Origin of the sequence: Paenarthrobacter sp. NEAU-H11 (genome assembly GCF_050573415.1) — a bacterium.
Taxonomy (GTDB): domain Bacteria; phylum Actinomycetota; class Actinomycetes; order Actinomycetales; family Micrococcaceae; genus Arthrobacter.
The window spans coordinates 13562-34886 of the sequence record NZ_JBNZGA010000003.1 but is presented as its reverse complement, the minus strand read 5'-3'; the positions used below and the strand labels follow the sequence as shown (position 1 = coordinate 34886).

Annotated in this window: 19 protein-coding genes; 9 read left to right on the top strand and 10 right to left on the bottom strand. The window is 65.9% G+C overall.

Annotated elements, in window-relative coordinates; translation table 11 throughout:
• Positions 1-407 precede the first annotated feature (407 nt).
• The gene (locus tag ACQ3DC_RS04905) at positions 408-779 is read left to right on the top strand and encodes a VOC family protein (RefSeq protein ID WP_321214481.1); all 372 of its coding nucleotides are present in this window, start codon (positions 408-410) and stop codon (positions 777-779) included.
• On the opposite strand, the gene ACQ3DC_RS04900 is transcribed toward ACQ3DC_RS04905, so the two are convergent.
• Both ACQ3DC_RS04900 and ACQ3DC_RS04895 read right to left on the bottom strand, forming a co-directional pair.
• Positions 776-2011 carry an NYN domain-containing protein gene (locus ACQ3DC_RS04900; RefSeq protein WP_157240878.1) on the bottom strand — a complete coding sequence of 412 codons (1236 nt, stop codon included), beginning with the start codon at positions 2009-2011 and terminating at the stop codon, positions 776-778. The two genes, ACQ3DC_RS04905 and ACQ3DC_RS04900, sit on opposite strands and share 4 nt — an antisense overlap.
• 108 nt (positions 2012-2119) lie before the next feature.
• Positions 2120-2440, bottom strand: a complete 321-nt coding sequence (locus tag ACQ3DC_RS04895) for a hypothetical protein (protein ID WP_430751693.1) — start codon at positions 2438-2440, stop codon at positions 2120-2122.
• Positions 2441-2557: 117 nt separating this feature from the next.
• Between ACQ3DC_RS04895 and ACQ3DC_RS04890 the strand changes: the two genes are divergently transcribed.
• Positions 2558-3310 (top strand): GOLPH3/VPS74 family protein, encoded by a 753-nt coding sequence (locus ACQ3DC_RS04890; protein ID WP_430751692.1) that lies wholly within the window; start codon positions 2558-2560, stop codon positions 3308-3310.
• Between the two features lie 33 nt (positions 3311-3343).
• On the opposite strand, the gene ACQ3DC_RS04885 is transcribed toward ACQ3DC_RS04890, so the two are convergent.
• Entirely contained in the window at positions 3344-4690 is a 1347-nt protein-coding gene (locus tag ACQ3DC_RS04885; RefSeq protein ID WP_430751691.1) for an MBL fold metallo-hydrolase, read from the bottom strand.
• A 218-nt stretch (positions 4691-4908) separates the two neighbouring features.
• Between ACQ3DC_RS04885 and ACQ3DC_RS04880 the strand changes: the two genes are divergently transcribed.
• The 5 genes from ACQ3DC_RS04880 (at position 4909) to ACQ3DC_RS04860 (ending at position 10862) form a co-directional block, all read left to right on the top strand.
• On the top strand, positions 4909-5910 hold the full coding sequence (locus tag ACQ3DC_RS04880; RefSeq protein WP_430751690.1) for a LacI family DNA-binding transcriptional regulator: 1002 nt from the start codon (positions 4909-4911) through the stop codon (positions 5908-5910).
• Between the two features lie 182 nt (positions 5911-6092).
• Positions 6093-7427: an extracellular solute-binding protein gene (locus tag ACQ3DC_RS04875; RefSeq protein ID WP_321214476.1), complete on the top strand. Its 1335-nt coding sequence runs from the start codon at positions 6093-6095 to the stop codon at positions 7425-7427.
• A gap of 27 nt (positions 7428-7454) precedes the next feature.
• Entirely contained in the window at positions 7455-8357 is a 903-nt protein-coding gene (locus tag ACQ3DC_RS04870) for a carbohydrate ABC transporter permease (RefSeq protein WP_157240890.1), read from the top strand.
• Between the two features lie 2 nt (positions 8358-8359).
• A complete protein-coding gene (locus ACQ3DC_RS04865; RefSeq protein WP_430751689.1) occupies positions 8360-9256 on the top strand; it encodes a carbohydrate ABC transporter permease in 897 nt (298 codons plus the stop codon).
• A 67-nt stretch (positions 9257-9323) separates the two neighbouring features.
• Positions 9324-10862: an alpha-N-arabinofuranosidase gene (locus ACQ3DC_RS04860; protein WP_321214474.1), complete on the top strand. Its 1539-nt coding sequence runs from the start codon at positions 9324-9326 to the stop codon at positions 10860-10862.
• Between the two features lie 59 nt (positions 10863-10921).
• Here the strand turns inward: ACQ3DC_RS04860 and ACQ3DC_RS04855 are convergent, their stop codons facing one another.
• Positions 10922-11206 carry a DUF427 domain-containing protein gene (locus tag ACQ3DC_RS04855; RefSeq protein ID WP_157240896.1) on the bottom strand — a complete coding sequence of 95 codons (285 nt, stop codon included), beginning with the start codon at positions 11204-11206 and terminating at the stop codon, positions 10922-10924.
• A gap of 152 nt (positions 11207-11358) precedes the next feature.
• Here ACQ3DC_RS04855 and ACQ3DC_RS04850 point away from each other — a divergent pair, with 152 nt between their 5' ends.
• Positions 11359-11820 (top strand): RidA family protein, encoded by a 462-nt coding sequence (locus tag ACQ3DC_RS04850; RefSeq protein WP_430751688.1) that lies wholly within the window; start codon positions 11359-11361, stop codon positions 11818-11820.
• A 49-nt stretch (positions 11821-11869) separates the two neighbouring features.
• Here ACQ3DC_RS04850 and ACQ3DC_RS04845 read toward each other — a convergent pair whose 3' ends face one another.
• From ACQ3DC_RS04845 to ACQ3DC_RS04830, 4 genes are all read right to left on the bottom strand, one after another.
• The gene (locus tag ACQ3DC_RS04845) at positions 11870-13069 is read right to left on the bottom strand and encodes a fumarylacetoacetate hydrolase family protein (protein WP_430751687.1); all 1200 of its coding nucleotides are present in this window, start codon (positions 13067-13069) and stop codon (positions 11870-11872) included.
• Positions 13066-14547, bottom strand: a complete 1482-nt coding sequence (locus ACQ3DC_RS04840; protein ID WP_430751686.1) for an aldehyde dehydrogenase (NADP(+)) — start codon at positions 14545-14547, stop codon at positions 13066-13068. The genes ACQ3DC_RS04845 and ACQ3DC_RS04840 overlap by 4 nt, the downstream gene beginning before the upstream one ends.
• Positions 14544-15890 carry an enolase C-terminal domain-like protein gene (locus ACQ3DC_RS04835; protein ID WP_430751685.1) on the bottom strand — a complete coding sequence of 449 codons (1347 nt, stop codon included), beginning with the start codon at positions 15888-15890 and terminating at the stop codon, positions 14544-14546. The genes ACQ3DC_RS04840 and ACQ3DC_RS04835 overlap by 4 nt, the downstream gene beginning before the upstream one ends.
• 163 nt (positions 15891-16053) lie before the next feature.
• Positions 16054-16779 (bottom strand): GntR family transcriptional regulator, encoded by a 726-nt coding sequence (locus ACQ3DC_RS04830; protein ID WP_321214471.1) that lies wholly within the window; start codon positions 16777-16779, stop codon positions 16054-16056.
• A 222-nt stretch (positions 16780-17001) separates the two neighbouring features.
• Between ACQ3DC_RS04830 and ACQ3DC_RS04825 the strand changes: the two genes are divergently transcribed.
• Positions 17002-18339, top strand: coding sequence for an MFS transporter (locus ACQ3DC_RS04825; RefSeq protein ID WP_157240905.1), 1338 nt, complete (start codon positions 17002-17004; stop codon positions 18337-18339).
• 98 nt (positions 18340-18437) lie between these two features.
• Here the strand turns inward: ACQ3DC_RS04825 and ACQ3DC_RS04820 are convergent, their stop codons facing one another.
• Positions 18438-19670 carry an amidohydrolase family protein gene (locus tag ACQ3DC_RS04820; RefSeq protein WP_157240907.1) on the bottom strand — a complete coding sequence of 411 codons (1233 nt, stop codon included), beginning with the start codon at positions 19668-19670 and terminating at the stop codon, positions 18438-18440.
• A gap of 103 nt (positions 19671-19773) precedes the next feature.
• Positions 19774-21231, bottom strand: a complete 1458-nt coding sequence (locus ACQ3DC_RS04815) for a DUF3100 domain-containing protein (protein WP_430751684.1) — start codon at positions 21229-21231, stop codon at positions 19774-19776.
• Positions 21232-21325: the final 94 nt, after the last annotated feature.

The following is a 21325-nucleotide window of genomic DNA, read 5'->3' as shown; positions in this document are numbered from 1 at the left end:
TAGCTCCGCCTCTTTGATGCAACCGGGGTGGGAGCGGCGCGCCAAGGTTCAGGATCCTGCAGCTTCCCGAGCGCCTCATCTATGGCCCACTGCGGGATGCGCCCGCTCGGCGAACGGCGGACGATATTCAGCCCGTTGCCAGGCACGTCCGAAGAATCCCTTTTGCCAAAACCTGATACCACCGGCGCCCCCTGTGCCCCCAACCCATCCTCAGGATGGTCCGCTCAGCATAATAGCTGCCGGAGGCAGTGGCCGTGACGGCGGGCGCCTACGTGCTGGGGTTCAATGCGCCTGGATGGATCTCCCCATGTTGGAAGGGGCGTTCTGCTTGTAGTCTGTTCCTGCTGTGCCGGACAGCAGCCGGCAGCACTCGGTAGTTCCGTCCCTTATGGAGAGTGGAGTAGGACATGCAGCTCGGCGCTTTTTCGGTCAGCCTGGCGGTCAAGGACATTGCGGCCTCCGCTGCCTTCTACGAGAAACTCGGCTTCAGCAGGTTCGGCGGCGACATCACGCAGAACTGGCTGATCCTGAAAAATGGTGACACGGTCATCGGCCTCTTCCAGGGCATGTTCGAGAAGAACATGCTCACGTTCAACCCGGGCTGGAACCAGGACGCCGAGGCGGTGGACCCGTTCACCGACGTGCGTGATATCCAGCGGCAACTGAAGGCCAAAGGCCTGGAGTTCGTCTCCGAAGCGGACGAGGGAACCAAGGGCCCGGCGAGCTTTATGGTGCTGGATCCGGACGGCAACCCGGTGCTTTTCGACCAGCACGTCTAGGCATCCAGCAGCCCGCCGCTGGCCCACCGGCGCACCGCCAGCTTTTCAGCGGCATCGAACTCCAGCAGCGCCACCCGGCAGAGTTCTTCCACATTCGCCGTCCACGCTGCTGCCAGTTCCGCGGCCGTCGCCTGGTCGCTGAGCTGGAAGTTGGCGTACGCGAGGCCCTGCAGGACGAAACTGACCGCGTTGCGTGAGACCGGCTGGCCGGCACTAACGCAGTCGTCCCGCACCTGGCGGCTCAGCTCGGTGCGGTTGACCGGATGTTCACGAAGCCGGGCCGCCAAGGACTGGAAAATCTGCCGGAACTGGGACGCTGAAAGAGCCGGCACATCCGTCACGCGGGTGACCTGCTCTTCGACGCCCGGCTGCTGCTCCGCCGGCACGGGAAGATCCTCGACCGAGAACCGTTTCCCGTCCCAGACCCAGCCGCCCTGGGCTGCCGAATACTCTACGTCCTTGCCGATCTGCGAGACCCAGGTCCCGAACTTTCCGAAGCCGCCCCAGTCCGTCTTCAGGGAAGGGTCTGCCGTGAGCGCCCGGTGGGCCACCATCGCGCCGACAACCGGTCCCGGCGCGGAGCGCACGAACTCCAGGACCTCACGGATTGCCGGCGAGCTTACTTTCGTCTTGGCCTTGGCTGCGGGAGGAACCTGCGGTTGCTTCACAGACGCCATCGCATGAATGGGCTCAACCGTCGTTCCGTTGAGGATCGCAACGAAATCGTGGGACTCCACAACGTGGTCCGCCATCTCCCGGTAAGCGAACGCCACCGCGCCGGCGGCGATGACCGTCGTCATCCGGTCAGCCGCACGGAACCGCTGGATCAGGGACGTGAAGTCGGCGTCGGCCGAGGCGATGAAGAACTCTTCGATGCCGCCGCTTCCGGAGAGCGCGTCCATGGCATCGAGCACCAGGTTGATGTCCGTGCTGCTTTTCCCCCGCTGCGTGAGCGACGGGCAGTCGATCACGCGGAAACCGGCCCGGGTCCAATATGTCCGGTACTTCGAGTACACCATCGGGTTCAGGTAGCAGTTGCGGATCAGGAAGCGGCGGGGCCCCTCCCCGGAACCGCCGGCTGACAATGCGTCAGCCCAATGCTTCGGGTCTTCGGCGAACCGCTTCGCCGCCAGCGGATCGAGTGCCTGCAGGCCGGTAAAGACGTTGTCGAAATCCACAAACATCGCTGCCCGGATGCCAGGCCTGCGGGAGGGGGAGAGTGCCTCGTTCATGGGGCCAGTGTGCCAGCAACGCCGCCCACCGGCGACCCCTCCGGATGCGACACGCAAGCGGACGACGGCGGGACGTCCCGCCGTCGTCCGTTTCCTTCTGCCCGTGGTTCAGGAGGAGAGGTTCCAGTGGACCCGGATGGCCTCGGCAATGGGACCGTCCTTGACATCGACCCGGAAGGCAACGGGCGCAGTCCCTGTCTCTTCGATGACTGCGTCACGGTAGACGCGGCCGCAGGAGGGACAGAGCGTGTAGAGGTCCTCATCGGCGGGCCATTCAACCAATTCCGGCGGGACAGGGGGTTCTCCTGAATGCACGGGGACGCCGCGTGAGTTGGCCTGTATCAATCCGTCCTTGCTGACGGTGTTGCCGCACACGCAGGTGATTGTGGTGACATCATGGTCAACCACTTCGGCAGTTTCGGTGTCCACGGCGACCTCACCGGCGCTGGAAGAGACGTTACGGTATCAGCTTATGCCTGCCGATCCGCCGGGAAACTAGGTACTTCGGCCGTAGTAGCCGCTGCCAGGCAGGCGCACCATGGTGCTATGGACGCTGAAACACCGAAAGCGATGGAACTGAGCCTTCCCCAGGCGTTCCTGCTGCTGGCCACAAATGACACCACCGGAAAACCCGAAATTCCGGTCTTCGCACTGCGGACCACGCTGGCAGGTGCTGTGCTGGCCGAGCTGGACCTGCTCGGTGCTATCGAGCTGCAGGGCAAGCACGTCAGGGTTGCCGGCACTGCTCCGGACACCCATCTGCAGCACGAGCTGGAGCTCCTCCGCGGCAAGTCACGGCCGCACACTCCACGATGGTGGGTCTCGGCGCTTGAGAGCCGCGCCGAAGTGCAGCGCGTCTACGAGGGGATGGCCTCCCTGGGCATCGTGGAACACGTCGGCGAAAGGCACCTGGGCCTTTTCCGCGCCGTGCGCTACCCGGAAAAGGACCATGCTCCGGAGGCCGCGCTCCTGAAAAAGATCGATGCGGCACTCAGCGGTGCGCCGTCCAACCTCGAGCCGCCTGACACAGGGGCCGCCGACGCAACGGCCACCGATGCCGGCACCGCCGGGGCCCAGGTACAGGATTCCGCGTCCGCCAAGACCGGCACCAAGGCCCCCGAACCCAGGACCATAGCGCTGATCGCCCTGCTCCAGGCGGGCGGGCTGCTCGGCAAGCTCTTCCCGGAGGCGGACAGGGTCCGGGCCAGTGAGCTGGCCAAGGACTACTGGCCGTCCCGCGCCGTGGAGGACGAACTCCGCATGATCAGGCTGGCGGAGGAAGAAGCCGCGAACCTCTAACACGGCAGGCACCGTTTCACGCCGGCGGAGCCCTCATGCCAGGGCGAGGCCGGCCTTCCTCGCGTCGCGGAATTTGGCATCGATGTGCACCACGTCGCGGCCTGCGCGCTGCAGCAGGCTTGCCGCCACCGCCGAGCGGTACCCGGACCCGCAGTGCACCCACAGCCGCCCGGCGGGCACCTCGTCCATGCGGCGCAGCAGCTCGTGGACCGGGATGTTTGTTGCCTCGCGGATGTGCGACTCTTCGAACTCGTCGGTGCGGCGGACGTCCAGGAGGGGCTCGTCGGTGGGCCTCTGCAGCACTTCCTGCCAGCCAACGCTGCGGTAGGAGGAGGTGGGTGCCCCGGGCGCGAGTTCCCCGGGTCCGCTGCCGATTGCCGCGTCCGGGTTGTCGATCCCGATGCGGGAAAGGTCCCGGATGGCGTTCTCCACGTCCTGGTGCTCACCCACCAGGGTCAGCTGTTCGTCCCAGGGCAGGACCCAGCCCAGGAAGGCGGTGAACTTGGTGCCGTCGCCGTATTCGAAGCTGACGCTGCCGCTGAGGTGGCTGTTGGCAAAGGCAATGCGGTTCCGCAGGTCCACCACCCACTCTCCCCGCTGGAGGCGGGCCGCCAGCTCATCCTGGTCCAGGGAGTCGGGCAGTTCCAGGTCCGGCGCCGTGGGTCCTGCGAGGTTGATCGGGGCCATATGGGCGTAATAGGACGGATAAGCCGTGAGGTTGTGGATGAGCTCCTGGACGAAGTGGTCCTCGTCCGGATCCGTCAGGGCATGGTTTTCCTTCAGCTGCTCGCCGATGGTGGAGGATTCCGCCCCGCTGGCCGGGCCTGAGGAACAGAAGGAGCCGAAGCCATGGGTGGGGTAGAGCCCGGCGTCCTTGCCGGCCTCGTCCACCAGGCGCCGCACAGAGGCGTATTGGTGGTGGGTGAGCGGCACGGTGTCTTCGTCGCTGACCAGGTCGGTGCGGCCCACGGAGCCGTAGAGCAGGCTCCCTCCGGAGAACACGGCCTGGCGCTCGCCGTCCGTGACGATGTAGGAGAGGTGGTGGTGGGTGTGCCCTGGCGTGGCCACCGCCTTGAGGACCATCCTTCCCACCTGCACCGTGTCTCCGTCCGAGATCGGCTGGCGGCGGTACGGGACGTCGTCCGCGGCGTTGACCAGGTAGGCGGCGTTGTGGTCACTGGCCAGCTGCAGCCCGCCCGTGACGTAGTCGTTGTGGATGTGCGTTTCCGCCACGTGCGTGATCCTCACCCCGGCGTCCGCGACGGCCTTTTCCACCCGGTCGGTGTCCCGCTGGGGATCGATGACGATGCCCACCGCGCCGTCGTGGACCAGGTAGGTGCGGTCGCCAAGCTGGGGCGTTTCGATAGTGACGACTTCCATGCCGGGTTCCTCCTTGAACGGGTGTCAGCCTGATCGCCACGTTACCCCCGGCAATGCCGGGCTGGTAGCCCCGCCTGCACCCCTCACGCAGGAGGCGGACGACGGCGGGACCTCCCGCCGTCGTCCGTCCCGACTGGCGGTAAAATCGTCAGCAGGCCCGCCGTCGGAAGGCTGCCACTCGCTGCCGGCTCTTGCCCGGAAAGTTTGGAAGGGGAGCATTGCGCGCAACGGTCAAGGATGTCGCCCGCCGTGCCGGGGTCTCACCCAAGACTGTCTCGAACGTGATGAACGGCATCGTTCCGGTGAGCGGGGCCACCCGGTCCAAGGTGGAGCAGGCCATCCTCGAACTGGATTACGTCCCCAACCTCTCCGCCCGCGGGCTGCGTAACGGGAGGTCCGGCGTGATTGCGCTCGCCCTGCCTGACCTGGGCACGCCCTACTCGGCAGAAATTGCCCACAATATTGTCGAAGTGGCGCACGAGCAGGGCTGGATCGTGCAGATCGAGGAGACCGGCTCGGATCCCCAGCGCGAACACGAACTCATGGTGCGCGCCCGCTCCAACCTGATCGACGGGCTCATCCTTAATCCCGTAGTGCTGGACGAGAGTGCCGTGCAGGTGGGCGTTGCCCTGCCGCCAGTGGTCCTGCTCGGTGAGGTCAAGCAAAAGCTCGCCGACCGCGTGCACGTGGACAGTGTCGGCGCCGCGCGGGACATGACCCTCGCCCTGGCCGCGTCCGGGCGACGCCGGATCGCCGTCCTGGGAACCACCGAGGGCAGGGGATCCGCCGCGGCGATCCAGAGGACGCAAGGTTATGAAGAGGCCCTGGGGATCCTGGGCATTGACCGGGACGAGTCACTGCTGATCCCCTGCGAAAAATGGACGCCGCAGACGGGTGCCGATGCGCTTACGGCCTACCTGGACACGCATCCTGTTCCGGAAGCGTTGTTCTGCTTCACCGATTCCATGGCAATCGGCGCCCTGAGCGTGCTCTGGAAGAGGGGCCTGCGGATACCGGACGACATTGCCGTGGCGGGCTTCGATGACATTGCCGACGGCCGCTACGCCGTGCCTTCCTTGACCACTGTCTCCTTCGACAAGCGCGCCATTGCCAGCGAAGCCCTACGCCTCCTGACGGAGCGGATGGCGGACCGCGGCCAGGAACAGCGCGTGGTCTCCATCGACTACACGATCGTGGAGCGGGACAGCAGCCGCGGCTGAAACGAGAGCATTCCACCAAGTTGTTGGCGCTAACAGTTTTTCCTTGCGGCAGCCATTACATCGATGTAACGTGAGACCTGCGTCACTTCCCCCAAGGCATCTGCCGGGGACGGAGCGCGCCGGAACCGGAACTTTAGGCAACAGTAGGAACCTTTCAGCGGACCCATCCAAAGGAGTGATTGGTGAAGCAGTTTGAATTTTTGCCCGGGAAACAGTTGTCCCGCCGGCAGTTACTGACAGGAACGGCCGCCCTGGGCAGCGTCCTGGCAACAGGCGCACTGACGGGCTGCGGCGGAAACGCCCAGGCTGCCGGCGTGCGGGACATCGGGTTCTGGCATTTGCTGTCCGGGGGCGACGGCATCAAGATGCAGGCGATGATCAACGGCGCCAACCAGGCCAACCCTGCGTTCAAGGTGCATCCCACCGTGCTGGCGTGGGGGCCGCCGTACTACACCAAACTGGCCATGGCCTCTGCGGGCGGACGTCCGCCGGAGCTGGCGATCATGCATGCCAGCCGGGTGCCGGGCTACGCCCCCGGCGGCCTGATCGACCCCTGGGACCTCTCGCTGCTGGCAGAGCACGGCGTCACGGGCGACAACTTCGCCCCGCGCATTTGGGAGAAGAGCCAGCAGAACGGCAAGGTGTTCTCCATTGCCCTGGATTCGCATCCGTTCGTCATGTTCTACAACACGGACGTCGCCGGGAAGGCCGGAGTCCTGGCCGGAAACGGACAACTGCAGGAAGTGGCCTCCCCGCAGGAGTTCCTGGCCATGGCCAGGGAGATGCAGAAGGTCACCCAGGCCCACGGATTGTCCTTTGGCTACCTTGGCAGCGGATCCCAGATGTGGCGGCTTTTCTACACGCTCTACAAACAGCACGGCGCGGACATGACCCTGACGCCGGGCCAGCCGATGAAGGTCGACCGGGACGCAGCCATTGAGTCGCTGGACTTCATGGCATCGCTTTTCGACGACACCATCGCGGCCAAGAGCGGCGACATCAGCACGGGCATCGCGGAATTCGCCCGCGGCGGCTCGGGAATGCTGTTCAGCGGTGTCTGGGAGCTGCCGACGCTCAAGAAGGCGGGCCTGCCGGTGGATGCGGCCACCATTCCCACGCTCTACGGCACCCCGGCTGCCTACGCAGACTCGCATTCCTTCGTCCTTCCGCGGCAGCTGAACGTGGACGACACGAAGCGCCGCGACGTCTACAAGTTCGTCAGCGACGTCCTCAAGGGATCACTGTCCTGGGCAGAAGCGGGCCACATTCCCGCGTACCAGCCGGTGGTCCAGTCCCAGGCCTACAAGGACCTCACGCCGCAGGCGCACTATGCCAATGCGGCCGACGTCATCGCCTACGACCCCGAAGCCTGGTTCAGCGGCTCGGGATCTGACTGGCAGACCTACTTCGCGGAGAACGTCCAGAACGTCCTCCTTGGCCGCGACAAGGCGGCCGCAGGTTGGGACGCCTTCGAAGAGCGCACCAACCACCTGCTTTCCCGGCCCAACCCCGTCTAAACCCACCGAGCGACAAAGGAGTCCTTCATGAGTTCTTCACTAGCAGCCCGGCGGAGCCCCGGGAGCCTCACCAGGAGCAACCTCAGCGGCTGGGGGTTCGCCGCGCCCTTCCTGGTTTTCTTCCTCGTTTTCCTTGTGTGGCCCCTTCTCTACGGCGTCTACATGAGCCTCACCGGCAAGTCCCTGACCGGAGCCAATGACAGCCTGATCGGCTTTGCGAACTACGCCGAAGCCTTGTCCGACGCCGGCATGTGGCGCTCACTCGGCAACACCCTGTACTTCACCGTGATCAGCACGGTCCCGCTGGTGCTGGTGGCCCTGGTGATGGCGGCACTGCTCAACGTCGGTTTGCCGGCCCAATGGCTGTGGCGGCTCTCCTACTTTGCCCCGTACCTGCTCGCGTCCACCGTGGTTTCACTGTTCTTCACGTGGATGTACAACCCGCAGCTTGGCCTCATCAACGATTCCCTGTCCAAGATCGGAATCCCGAAGGTCGCCTGGCTCAACGACCCCAACGTGGCCATGTGGGCGATCGTCATTGCCACCCTCTGGTGGACGGTGGGGTTCAACTTCCTGCTCTACCTGGCGGCGATGCAGAACATCCCGCACCAGCATTATGAGGCAGCATCCCTCGACGGTGCCGGGGCCTGGCGCCAGTTCTTCTCCATCACCCTGCCGCAGCTGACCCCCACCACCGTGATGATCGTGCTCCTCCAGATCCTCGCCTCGCTCAAGATCTTCGACCAGGTGTACCAGATGACCGCCGGAGGGCCCGGAGGATCAACCCGGCCCGTGGTGCAGTACATCTTTGAAACCGGGTTCACCGGCTACCGGCTGGGCTATTCCGCAGCCATCTCCTACATCTTCTTCGGACTGATAGTGCTCGTCTCGGTCATGCAGTTCGTCATCACCCGCCGCAGGAGTGCATAACCATGGCAATTCAGACCCTCGACCGCCCCGAGTCAGGCACACGCACCAGCCAGGACCTCCGCCAGCCACGCAAGAAAATGACGGCCGGCAAGATCGCCGCCGTCGCGGTTGCCGCACTGATCGCAGTCCTTTGGCTGGTCCCCTTCGCCTGGGCAACCGCCACCGCCTTCAAGACCGAGACGGATGCCGCGGCTCCGAAGATCAGCTGGGTCCCGCCGTCGGGCTTTACGCCCGAAGCGTTCGTGAAAGTGTTCCAGGACGGCAACATCCCGCTGTGGACGTGGAACTCGCTGTACACCTCGGCGGCCATCACGGCCATCACCCTGGTGATCTCTGCGCTCGTGGCCTACGCACTGTCCCGGATCAACTTCAAGGGCAAGAAGGTGCTGATGACGGTGATCATCGCCTCCATCATCGTCCCGCCGCCGGTCCTGATCATCCCGCTTTTCTACCAGATGCTCGCCCTGCACATGATCGACACCTCCTGGGCCATCATCCTGCCGCAGGTCATCCACCCGGCGATGGTGTTCGTGCTCAAGAAGTTCTTCGACCAGATTCCCCGCGAGCTTGAAGAAGCGGCGGTGATGGACGGCGCCAGCCGCATGCGGATCTTCACCCAAATCGTCCTGCCGCTGTCCCGGCCCATCCTTGCCGCCGTCGCCATCTTCGTGTTCATCGGCGCCTGGAACAACTTCCTGTGGCCCTTCATCGCCACCAACGACGGCGCGCTCCTCACCCTGCCGGTGGGGCTGCAGACCATCAAGAGCGCCTACGGCATCCAGTACGCGCAGAACATGGCGTCCGCCCTGCTCGCTGCGCTGCCGCTCATCCTCGTCTTCCTTTTCTTCCAGCGCCAGATCATCAAGGGCGTTGCGACGACGGGCCTCGCCGGAACCTGAACCGCTACCTTCCGCCTGCAAACCAACGCTACGAACAGACCTGAACAACGACCAAGGAGTGCTGTACATGTCCCGCGCACGGATCACCCTCGACCGCGACTTCACCATCGGCGAAGTTCCCCGCCGCCTCTTTGGCTCCTTCGTGGAGCACATGGGCCGCTGCGTCTACACCGGCATCTACGAACCGGGCCACCCCGAAGCCGATGACAAAGGCTTCCGGCAAGATGTCCTCAAGCTCGTCAAGGAACTCGGGGCCACCGTCATCCGGTATCCGGGCGGCAACTTCGTCTCCGGTTACAACTGGGAGGACGGCATCGGCCCGCGCGAGAACCGTCCGCGCCGGCTGGACGGCGCCTGGCACACCGTGGAGACCAACGCGTTCGGCCTGCATGAATTCGTCGACTGGTCCCGCCAGGCCGGCACGGAAATCATGGAAGCCATCAACCTGGGCACCAAGGGCGTGGAGGCGGCCCGCGAGATCGTGGAATACGCCAACCACCCCGGCGGCAGCTACTGGTCCGACCTCCGCGCCAAGAACGGCCACAAGGATCCGTTCAACATCAAGCTCTGGTGCCTGGGCAACGAGATGGACGGCCCCTGGCAGATCGGCCACAAGACTGCCGAGGAATACGGCCGCTTGGCCCAGGAAGCCGCCAAGGCCATGCGCTTCGTGGACCCGGACATCGAACTGGTGGCCTGCGGAAGTTCCAACTCGGGCATGCCCACCTTCGGCGCCTGGGAACAGACTGTCCTGACGCATGCGTACGACGAGGTGGACTACGTGTCCCTCCACGCCTACTACCAGGAGCACGACGGCGATGCCGGCAGCTTCCTGGCCAGCGCAGTGGATACGGACTACTTCATCGAATCAGTCATCGCGACTGCCGACGCCGTCCGGGCGAAGGGCAAGCACAAGAAGCACATCAACCTGTCCTTCGACGAGTGGAACGTCTGGTACCAGCGCGGCCGGGACACCGAGGACCAGCTGCGCAACGTCGCCAAGGCCGGCTGGCGCGAGCACCCCCGGCTCATCGAGGACAAGTACAACGTGACGGACGCCGTGGTGGTGGGAACCCTGCTGAACTCGCTGCTCCGCCACGGCGACCGCGTCAAGATCGCCAACCAGGCGCAGCTGGTCAACGTCATCGCCCCGATCCTCAGCGAGGAAAACGGCCCGGCCTGGCGCCAGACCATCTTCCACCCGTTCGCCCGCATGGCCGAGCTGGCCACGGGACAGATCCTGCGCCTGTCCGTTGACTCGGACAAGTACGAAAACGCGCGCTTCGGCGGCACCGACCTGGTGGATGTCAGCGCGACGTGGAACGAGGAGACGGGCCGCGTGGCGCTCTTCCTGGCAAACCGCGGCCTGGAGGAAGCGGCGGACATCGACGTCTCACTGCGCGGGTTTGATGCCCGCCAGGTGGTCCGCGCGGAGGTCCTGGAGATCCCTGAGGGCGGGGACCGTTTCACCGCCAACAGCCAGGACCGCCCCGACCAGGTGGGACTCAAGCCGCTGCAAGGAGCGAAGGCCAGCGGCTCCGAGCTCCGGGCAACGCTTCCGGCGCTGTCCTGGGCCGTGATTGAGCTGGACGTCGCCAAGAACTGACCGGGGCGGCGCACAAGGGAGCGGACGACGGCGGGAACCTCCCGGCGTCGTCCGCTCTGCTAGTGCTCGATGGTCACGCCCCGCCAGAAGGCGATGCGGTCCTCGATCTGCTTGGCGCGCGGCTTCGGCTCCGGGTAGAACCAGGCCGCGTCCACGTTCAGTTTCCCGTCCACTTCCAGCGTGTGGTAGCTGGCCCTGCCTTTCCATGGGCAGACCGAATAGAGGTCGCTGTCCCGCAGGTAGCCGGCGTTGACGGCATCGCGCGGGAAGTAGTGGTTGCCCTCCACCACCACGGTGTCCGCGGATTCGGCGATGACTTTTCCGTTCCAGATAGCCCTGACCATGTGGTTCCGTTCTGTTGGGTGCCGGCTGGACGCAGGCGGCATACTCGTAGCGATGCCAACGGAATAAGGGGCGCAGTTGTTCCCGGCGGTCTCTGGGAATCCTTGGACCGCTAGTCTGGAAACGGGGCCCGAACACGCTAGGGGATGACCACATGACGCCTGAGCAGAAGCTCGCCGGTGCTGGATTGGTGCTGCCGCCACCGCACCCGCTGGTTGGAACCTTTGCCCTCATCACCCGGCATGCGGATGTCCTCCATGTTTCCGGGCACGGGGCCTTCGCGGACGGAGAGCCGATCCACCGAGGCAAGCTGGGAGCGGACCTTACAACGGCGGAGGGAAAGGAGGCGGCCCGGGCCGTCATGCTTTCCCTGCTCAGCAGTGTGCGCGACCGCCTCGGCGGGCTGGACCGGGTGGCCCGCGTCCTGAAGGCCGTCATTTTTGTGAACAGCACGCCCGGGTTCACGGAGCACCATCTTGTTGCCAACGGCGCCACCGAGGTGCTGGCCCTAGCGTTCGGCACGGAGCGGCTGCCGGCCCGGTCGGCCATCGGGGTCAGCTCCCTTCCGCTGGGCTTCGCGGTGGAAATAGAGGCAACTGTCCAAATCGCCGATTAAAGAAGCGAACGACGGCGGGAACCTCCCGCCGTCGTCCGCTTCCGGCCGCCTACCGCACCTGGGCAGCAGACTCCTGAAGGGCCCGCTGGTGGTGCAGGTACTCGAACAGCTGCCGCAGCCCGAAGGACCATTCCGGCAATTCCTCGGCGCGGCCCACCTGGTTGATGAGGGCTCCGAGGTGCCGGCTGCGGATGGTGACCGTGTCGCCCATCTTGTGCGTGAAGCCCTGCCCCGGCTGGTCGCGGTCCTGCGTCGGGGCGAACAGGGTGCCGGTGAACAGTGCGAAGCCGTCCGGGTACTGGTGGTGGCGCCCCCGGGTCGCGGCCACCAGTTCTTCGAACGGCCGGCTGATCCGGGCCACCGAGTTGCGGCCCTCAAGGCAGAAGCCGTCCGTGCCATCGACCCGCAGCAGGATCTCCTCCTCGCGGAGCGTGTCCAGGGTGAAGCCGCCGTCGAACAGCCGGATGAAGGGGCCCAGCGCGCAGGAGGCGTTGTTGTCCTTCGCCTTGCCCAGGAGCAGGGCGCTGCGGCCCTCCACGTCCCGAAGGTTGACGTCGTTGCCGAGCGTGGCGCCCACAACGGAACCCGCCGAGGTGGCGATCAGCACCAGCTCCGGCTCGGGGTTGTTCCAGTGGGAAAACGACGGGATCCCCACCTGCGCGCCAAGGCCCACCGACGCAAGCACCGGGGCCTTGGTGAACACCTCGGGGTCCGGCCCGATGCCCACCTCCAGGTACTGCGACCACAGCCCTTCCGCGATCAGCACCTTCTTGGCCTCGTCGGCTTCGGGTGAGCCAGGCCGGACCGCGGCGATGCTGCCGCCCAGCGCCTTCGCCACCAGCTCCCGGGTCTGCCTGGCGCGGCTGGCGTCGCCGCCGCAGCGCTCTTCAATCACCCGCTCGATCATGCTGTCCACGAACGTCACGCCGCAGGCCTTGACGACCTGGAGGTCCACCGGGGCCAGGAGATGCGGCCGGGTTGTATCGCGGGCCAGGGACGCCTCGATGATCTCCGACGCCGACCATCGGGGCACGGTCATGGCGCCCCGGACGGCTGCCACCAGGTCCGGGCGTTCGAGGAGTGCGGAGACCGTTTCGGCCAGGGGCTGGAGGTCATAGACGTCCCCGCCCTGGACCGCCACGACGCGCGGGCCGGACGCTTCGACGTCCCAGATCCGGCCGATCAGGAGCGCGCCGGCTGCATCTTCCGGAAGGACCGACGACGGTCCAATGGGCCTGGGCGCGTTCACTGGCCGCCGCCCGCCGTCGCCGGCGCAGCTTCCGGCCGCTGCCACTCGCCGTCGATGCGCTGCGGCACCCGCCAGGGGTTGGCATCCTGCACCGGTTCCGGCAGCCGGTCCGCCGGGAAGGACTGGAAGGCCACGGGCCGGAGGAAACGCCGGATGGCAGCCGTCCCCACTGACGTGGTGTTGGACGACGTCGCCGGGTAAGGCCCGCCGTGGTGCTGCGCGTAGCTGACGGTGACGCCCGTGGGCCAGCCGTTCCACAGCACCCTGCCGCTGATGTCGGTGAGCCGGGCGGCAAGGTCGGAGACGTCGTCGTCCGCTTCCGCCTGCAGGGTGGTGGTGAGCTGCCCCTCGAGGAGTCCGGCTAGTGCCGGGAGCTCGGACTCGTCCCCGTACTCCACGATCAGGCTCGCCGGCCCGAACATCTCCTGGCGGAGGATGGACGGGTCCTTGCGCACCGCGGACGCCGAGGTGTGCAGCACGGTGGGGGACGGCGCCTCCGCAAAGTCGCCCTCCACCAGCACCTCCACGCCCTGCGTTGCACGGAGACCGCCGACGGCGCCCGCGAACCCCTCATGCAGACGCTCGCTGAGCAGCGGCGCGGCAATGAAATCCTTGAGCGCTTCGTTCAGCGCCGCGCGGACGGCGTCGGTGTGCCCGCGGGGAATGAACAGCAGGCCCGGTTTGGTGCAGAACTGGCCCATGCCCAGGGTGAAGGAGCCCGCGTAGCCGGCGACGATCCCGTCGCGGCGTGCGGCCCAGGCGTTCTCCGTCACGAAGACGGCGTTGATCCCGCCGAGCTCGCCGAAGAAGGGGATGGGCTCGGGCCGCGCTGCGGCACGGTTGAACAGGGCGCGGCCGCCCGCCGTCGAGCCGGTGAAGCCGATGGCCTTTGTCAGGGGGTGGTCCACGAGGGCCTCCGCGGCGGATCTTCCGGTCACCAGGGCAAAGAGGCCCGACGGCGCGCCGGCGGCGTCGAGTGCGGCCACCGCAACCTCTGCGGTGCGCAGGGCAAGCTGCAGGTGCCCGTCGTGCGCCTTGTGCACCACGGCGCAGCCGGCGGCAAGCGCCGAGGCACTGTCGCCGCCCATCACGCTGAAGGCAAACGGGAAGTTGGAGGCGCCGAAGACGCCCACCACCCCGAGCGGCACGTTGTAGCGGCGCAGGTCGGGCCGCGGCCCCATGCCCCATTCCGGATCCGCGTGGTCGATCGTGGCATCGAAGTGCTCGCCGCGCCGGATCTCGTCCGCGAAGAGCCGGAGCTGGAAGGTGCTGCGCTTCAGTTCGCCGCGGAGACGCGCCTCCGCCAGGTGGGTTTCCTGTTCCCCGAGGGCCACCAGCACGTCAGCGTCTGCGTCCAGCGCTGTTGCCACCGCCTCCAGCCATGACGCCCGGGTGAAGGGATCCGCCGTCCGGGCCTTTTCGAAGGCGGCGTGGGCCGCTTCGACGACGGCGTCCAGCTCTTCCACGCTGGTGGTCATCGGACGCCTCCCGCCGGGGCGAGCCGGGCCCCGGTGACGGCGGCGCGGGTGCCTACTTCGGCCCAGCCGGCACCGCCCGGGAATTCCCAGCGGGACCGCGAGGCGCTGAGCATTTCGGCGCCGGTGCCGGGCAGCTGCGGGGCAGCGTAGCGGCCGTTAACGATCCGGACCGGCTCGGCGAAGTGCTCGTGCAGGTGGTCCACATACTCGATCATGCGCCCGTCCTGGCTGCCGGTGATTGCCGCATAGTCGAAGAAGGAGAAATGCTGGACGAGCTCGCAGAGCCCCACGCCGCCGGCGTGCGGACAGACCGGGACGCCGAACTTGGCGGCGAGCAGCAGGTTGGCGATGTTCTCGTTGACGCCGGCCACGCGGGTGGAGTCAAGCTGGAGGACGTCGATGGAGCCTGCCTGCAGCAGCTGCTTGAACACAATGCGGCTGGCAACGGCCTCACCGGTGGCAACGCGGACCGGGGCCACGCCCCTGCGGATGTCCGCGTGGCCCAGGATGTCATCGGTGCTGGTGGGCTCTTCAATCCAGTACGGGTTGAACTCTGCAAGCTGGTTCACCCATTCGATGGCTTCGGAGACCTCCCAGCGCTGGTTGGCGTCGATGGCGATGGGAAGTTCACCCACGGCCTGCCGCGCCAGGGCCATGCGGCGGCGGTCATCGTTGATGTCCCCGCCCACTTTGAGCTTGATCATGGAGAAGCCGTCCGCTGCCGCCTGCTTGCTGAGCCGGACCAGCTTTTCGTCGCTGTAGCCCAGCCAGCCGGGGGAGGTGGTGTAGGCGGGGTAGCCGTCCATCTTGAGGGCGGCGATCCGTGCGGCCTTCCCGTCCTCGCCGGCGCGCAGGATGTCCAGGGCCTGCTGGGGGTTGAGGGCATCCCGGATGTGGGTGAAGTCGACGACGTCGACGATCTCCTCGGCGGGCATTTCGCTGAGCAGGAGCCACAGCGGCTTGTTTTCGCGCCGGGCCCGGATGTCCCAGAGCGCACTGACCAGGGCGCCGGCCGCCATCTGGGTCACGCCCTTTTCCGGGCCGAGCCAGCGCAGCTGGGAATCGTGGATGAGCCGCTTGGAGGCGTTGCCAAGGTCGTAGATGAGCTCGTCGATGTCCCGGCCCACCAGGAGGGCTGCATAGGAATCGATGGCGTGGGTGATGACCTCGTTGCCGCGGCCGCAGCTGAACACAAAACCGTGGCCTTCGTCGCCCGCGTCGGTGCGGATGACCACGTACGCGGCGGAGTAGTCGGGGTCGACGTTGACTGCGTCGGAGCCGTCAAGTTCCAGGGACGTCGGGAAGCGGACGTCCTGGGTACGGATGGAAGAAATGGAAGGCATGCTGGTCTTCTCTCTGCACTGGGAGGAGTTCGTGGGCTATTCCTATATGAAGTTTGATAATCATATAGGAAGTGTGAGGCAGGTCAAGTTTTCCGGCGGCCCTGGCGCACAAAAAAAGAAGCCCGGCAGGTTGCCGGGCTTCCCTGTGATTGCTGGCCTGGAGTCACACGATGCGGGTCCTGGGCGGGCCGCCTTCCTCAAGGGGCTCGAGCTCCACTGTTCCCTCGAACGCCTGGGCGAAGCGGGTGAAGGAATTCCTGATGTGCTGTGCCATCGCCGCCTCCGCCTCCTCCGGCCGGCAGGCCTGGATGGCTTCCCGGACGGCGGAATGCTCGGCCATGGTGCTGGCCCCGTCAACGTCTGCCGGGTAGAGGCGGAAGGTATGCAGGTGGCAGTGCGTCTGGGCGAAGGCGTGCCGGACCACAGGGTTCCCGGCTGCGGCAAGGATGGTGTCGTGGAAGCGCGTGTCATGCGCAACGAGGTCCTGCCGCAGGTCACCTCCGCCCCTCATCACGCCCTGGAAGGCGGCCAGTTCTTTCTCCAGCGCCCTGGCGGGGTTTGCGAGCCGGTCCACTGCTGCCGCGCGGGCGGCCCACGGCTCCACCAGCAGCCGGAATTCAAACAGTGACCGCAGTTCGTCCAGGCCCAGCAGGGGAGTGGTGCTGTAGCCGCGCCCGGGGGTGTAGACCACCAGGTTGTCGCCCTCGAGCCGCTGGAGCACTTCCCGGACCGGCGTCTGGGATACGCCCATGGTGCGGGAAACGGCGTCGATGTTGATCCGGGTGCCCGGTTCGATTTCCCCGTTGAGGATTGACGCGCGCATCGCGGAGTAGACGTCGGTGACGGCTGCTTTGATGCGGGAAGTCTCGGACGGTTGACGTGGTGGCACGCGTTTACCTCTTTGCAGTGTGTTGCCGGAGTCGCTGTGGGAATCATAAGCCACCGGCCGGTTCCGGGTGCTCGCGGAAGTTTTTTGGGCGGGGGACTTGTCTTGGATCACTTTCTATATATGATTAACCGCATTCCTATATGATCGTTTCCCCAACAAGCGCGCCCCGGCCCTCCCTGTGCCGTGTCGCCCGAAGCCCATGTTTACGTCAAAGGAGACCGCATGACTGCTCTAGGCAGTAGGCTTGCCCCCAAAACTTCCCCCAAGGCTCCCCGCACCATGACCCGAAAACGCTGGATGATCATCTGGCTCGCCTTCATTGGCCTGAGCATCAACTACCTTGACCGCTCCAGCCTTAGTGTCGCGCTGCCGTTCATGGGCAAGGACTTCGAGCTCTCGGCAACCCAGCAGGGCCTGATCTTCGCGGCCTTCTTCTGGGCCTACGACTTCTGCCAGCTGGCTGCCGGCTGGTACGTGGACAAAGTGGGTCCGCGCAGGTCGTTCTCCCTCGCGGCCGTATGGTGGTCCATCTTCACCATGGTCACCGCTGCGGCGACGAACTTCTGGTCCCTTTTCGCCGCCCGGTTCCTGCTGGGCGTTGGCGAAAGCCCCGCCCCCAGCACCGCGGCCAAGGTGGTGGCCACCTGGTTCCCGGTCCGGGAGCGTGCGTTTGCCACGAGCATCTGGGACTCCGGCTCCCGTGTCGGCGCGGTGATCGCCCTGCCGATCGTGACCCTGATTGTTGCCTTCACGTCATGGCACGCCGTGTTCATCATCATCGGCATTGCCGGCATCATCTGGGCCGCGGTCTGGTGGAAGGTGTACCGCAGCCCCGAAGAGCACCCGACGGCGGACGCCGCCGAGATTGCCTACATCCAGGAAGGCGGTGCGCGCAGCGCCGCAAGCGATGACGAGGGCGCCGCCAAGCTTCCGTGGCGCTCGCTGTTCAAGTACCGGACCGTCCTGAGCATGATGTTCGGCTTCTTCTGCCTCAACAGTGCCATCTACTTCTTCATCACCTTCTTCCCGAGCTACCTGGTGAAGGAGCGCGGCTTCGACCTGCTCAAGCTCGGCTTCTTCGGAGCCATCCCCGGAATCTGCGCCGTGCTGTTCGGCTGGCTGGCGGGGTACGTTGCAGACCGCGCCGTCCAGCGCGGCGTCTCGGTGACCCGGGTCCGCAAGACCGCCATCGCCGGCGGCTTGACCGGCGGCTCGGTCATCATGTTCGCTGCGCTGGTGCCCGAGGCCTGGATGGCGCTGGCCCTGCTGTCGGTGGCGTATTCCAGCCTGACGGTCGCAGCAACCGGCATCTGGTCGCTTCCGGCAGATGTTGCCCCCAGCTCACGCCACGTGGGCTCCATCGGCGGCCTCCAGAACTTCGCCTCCAACCTGGCCGGCATCTTCACCCCGATCCTGATCGGCGTCCTGGTGGACCAGACAGGCTCCTTCGTGGCCCCGCTTGCCGTCATCGGTGGGGTGGCCCTGGTCGGCGCCGCCAACTACCTCTTCGTGATGGGCAAGATCGAGCCCCTGAAGGTGGCTGAACCCGCAAAGGTCTAGCGGGAGGATCGCAAAACATCAGCGGACGACGGCGGGAGGTTCCCGCCGTCGTCCGCTTTGCTTTCTCCGTCCGGAAAGCATCAGGGACAGCGCGTGGGTCAGGCGGCCGGTTCCGCAAGGACAACCAAACCGTCGGCGACGAGCCTGCCGGCGTGGATGACGGTACGGTCCGTGCCGCGGTCCATGACGGTGCTGGTGACGGTTTCGCCGTCCACAATGACGATGTCTGCCGCATCTCCAACAGCGAGGCCGGGCCGGTCATCCGGGCCGGTGAGGCGTTGAACCGTCCGGTCCATGATGGCGGCGCCGCCAATGGTGGCGATCGCCGCGCAGTGCTCAATCAGGCGGTCCTGGCGCAGCCGGTGGGTGAAGGCCAATTGCCAGGTGCGGTCCAGCATGTCGCAGTTGCCGTATGGGCTCCAGTAGTCCCGTTGGCCATCCTCGCCAAGACCCACGCGGATCCCGGCCGCGGTCATCTGGACCAGGTCGAACTGGGTGCCGGCGGTTGCCGGGGCCACTGTCGCCCAGGCTACGTCCAGTTCGGCCATCTGCTCCATGAGGCGGGCAGTCACATCCGGGTGGACGTTGGCCAGATCGTAAGCGTGGGAAAGCGACACGCGTCCCTGCATGCCCAGCGCCCGGGTGCGTTCGAAGACAAGTTCGGCGCTGAAGACGCCAAGGTGCCCGGGTTCGTGAAGGTGAATATCGACGTCGGCCCCGTACTTCTCCGCCAGGCCGAACACGATTTCCAGATGGCGGGCGGGATCGCGGTCCAGTTGGCAGGGGTCGATGCCTCCGATGGTCGTGGCCCCCGCACGCAGTGCCTCCTCGAGCAGCGGGACAGTGCCTTCCTCCTGCAGGAGGCCGGCCTGGGGAAACGCCATGATCTCCACGTCTGCAGCATGGGCAAAGCGCTCCTTCGCGGCCATGACTGCCTCGAAGCGTTCAAGCTTGCAGTCCACATCGATCTGGGCATAGGAGCGGACGCGCGTGGTGCCGCGTGCAATCATCCGTTCCAGCGTCCCCGCCACAACATCGGGGTAGGGGATGGGGGTGTCGCGCCAGTTCTTCCGGTCATTGCACATCATGTTCCACACCCCCGGCGAACCGGTGTGCTCACGGAAGGGCAGCCCGATCCGGGTCGAGTCAAGGTGGACGTGCACATCCGTGAATGCAGGGAGGGCAATCCGGCCGCGCCCGTCCAGCTTCCGGCCGGAAGCGTCACCAGTTACGGCGCCGGTCCCCACCGCACGGATGGCCGCGATCCGCCCCGCGCTAATTTCCAGGTCTACGGCGTCCCCGCCCCACGGGCGGACATTGGTGATGAGCATGGTTCGATCCTTTTGCAGTGCTGTCCCGGTTAAGGGTCTGTGGTGTTAACGGCGGGGGGAAGGCACCGGGCCCGGAGGCCCGCCGCCTTCCCCGCAGTATGGACTAGAAATGGAAGGCGACCTGCGCGATCACTGCGGCGGCAACGAAGCTCGCGGTGAAGGTCATCAGGGCGACGATGATGATCTTCCAGCTCAGTGAGCGGAGTGCCTTCACATCACGGCCCAGTGACATGCCGATCAGGGCGATCATTGGCAGGCCTGCGAAGAGGACGTTGATGTTCTGCGTGGTGGAGGCGATGAAGGGGCCGATGGGCAGGAACGTCGCGGACGCAATCGTTGCAAGGGCAAGGACCCAGATGCTGGACGGAACCGCCGGAACGAGCCTGGCGAGGACCAGGGCGATGGCAGTAAGGACCAGCAGGATGGTCACGCCGACCACATCCAGCGGTCGCATTGAACCCGTGCCCAGCGTGTTCAGCAGGATGCCTGCCACTCCCGTCGCGGCGAAGGCGGTGAGCCACGTCTTGGGGGAACGGAGAACAGTGGGGTCCGCTTCGATGCCGTTGACGTCCACGGTGTCAGTGACGGCCGGCTCATCCGCTTCCACAGCGGCCGCGCCGGAGCGCGCGTGGGCGGATCCGCCTGTTTTGCCACCAGCTGCGGAACCAAGGAGAGCGCCGCCGCGGACACGGCGGCCCAGATCGTCCCGCCCGAAAATGCGGGACCACATCGTGTAAAGCTTCTGGCACATAGGCAGCGCGATGAAAACGCCGGCGTAGAAGCCGACGATGTTGGTCACCAGATTGGACAGGGCAGCAAGGGCCATGATCTCGCCCGCCATCTCCGGATACAGGATGGACAGGGCACCCACGCCGCCGAGCATCATGGAGGCGGACCCGAGTCCAAGACCCAGCGCGAGGGCCCGCGGGTCAAAGAAGTCCAGTCCACCCAGAAGGCCCGCCAACAGCGAGATGAACACGGCACCGAATACACTGCCCAAAACCCACACCGCGAATACGCCGCGGTACTCGGGGGAACGGACGCCAAAGCGCTGGATCGCGAAAGCAAGGTAGGACTCGCGGTCAATCGACCACGTGGCACCGATGGCTGTGCGGCCCAGGCCAAGCGCAACCGCGACCGGCAGTGCCAGGATCACTGTGCCCACCACATGGCCCACCTCCTGCAGCAGGATCGCGGGACCGATGTTCGTGAACTTCGTCAAGGACGGCCCGATCTGCGTGCCGAGGCCCGCGAGGAAGAACACGATGGAGACATCCATGAGGTGGGTGGACACCGCACGGGCACGCCCGCCGATTGGTTTCCATCTCTGGACTCCCAGGAAGCCGCCGATGAGCACGGTCCACAGGATTGGCATCAGGACAATCGCGGCGGGGCCGAGGTGGAATTTATGGGTTCCGATCATGATGGCCGCGGCACAAACGGCGGTGGATAGCGCGATCATTGCGAACCACAGGGCGGGGCGGGCACGGAAAGTATGCGACGGTACCGCGTCCACTAGGACGGATGCGGTGCCGCCTGTGGTCTTCGCTTCATTGCGCATGACGCAGGCCTTTCGAGGGGGAACGGGGAGGAGCGAGCGATATACAGCCCAGGTTTCGGGAATGTCGCTCTGGTATACCAAAAGACTGTATACT

Coding starts and splice junctions, on each gene's coding strand:
- ACQ3DC_RS04905 (WP_321214481.1), top strand. CDS start 408: ATGCAGCTCGGCGCTTTTTCGGTCAGCCTGGCGGTCAAGGACATTGCG.
- ACQ3DC_RS04900 (WP_157240878.1), bottom strand. CDS start 2,011: ATGAACGAGGCACTCTCCCCCTCCCGCAGGCCTGGCATCCGGGCAGCG.
- ACQ3DC_RS04890 (WP_430751692.1), top strand. CDS start 2,558: ATGGACGCTGAAACACCGAAAGCGATGGAACTGAGCCTTCCCCAGGCG.
- ACQ3DC_RS04885 (WP_430751691.1), bottom strand. CDS start 4,690: ATGGAAGTCGTCACTATCGAAACGCCCCAGCTTGGCGACCGCACCTAC.
- ACQ3DC_RS04870 (WP_157240890.1), top strand. CDS start 7,455: ATGAGTTCTTCACTAGCAGCCCGGCGGAGCCCCGGGAGCCTCACCAGG.
- ACQ3DC_RS04865 (WP_430751689.1), top strand. CDS start 8,360: ATGGCAATTCAGACCCTCGACCGCCCCGAGTCAGGCACACGCACCAGC.
- ACQ3DC_RS04860 (WP_321214474.1), top strand. CDS start 9,324: ATGTCCCGCGCACGGATCACCCTCGACCGCGACTTCACCATCGGCGAA.
- ACQ3DC_RS04855 (WP_157240896.1), bottom strand. CDS start 11,206: ATGGTCAGGGCTATCTGGAACGGAAAAGTCATCGCCGAATCCGCGGAC.
- ACQ3DC_RS04850 (WP_430751688.1), top strand. CDS start 11,359: ATGACGCCTGAGCAGAAGCTCGCCGGTGCTGGATTGGTGCTGCCGCCA.
- ACQ3DC_RS04840 (WP_430751686.1), bottom strand. CDS start 14,547: ATGACCACCAGCGTGGAAGAGCTGGACGCCGTCGTCGAAGCGGCCCAC.
- ACQ3DC_RS04835 (WP_430751685.1), bottom strand. CDS start 15,890: ATGCCTTCCATTTCTTCCATCCGTACCCAGGACGTCCGCTTCCCGACG.
- ACQ3DC_RS04825 (WP_157240905.1), top strand. CDS start 17,002: ATGACTGCTCTAGGCAGTAGGCTTGCCCCCAAAACTTCCCCCAAGGCT.
- ACQ3DC_RS04820 (WP_157240907.1), bottom strand. CDS start 19,670: ATGCTCATCACCAATGTCCGCCCGTGGGGCGGGGACGCCGTAGACCTG.
- ACQ3DC_RS04815 (WP_430751684.1), bottom strand. CDS start 21,231: ATGCGCAATGAAGCGAAGACCACAGGCGGCACCGCATCCGTCCTAGTG.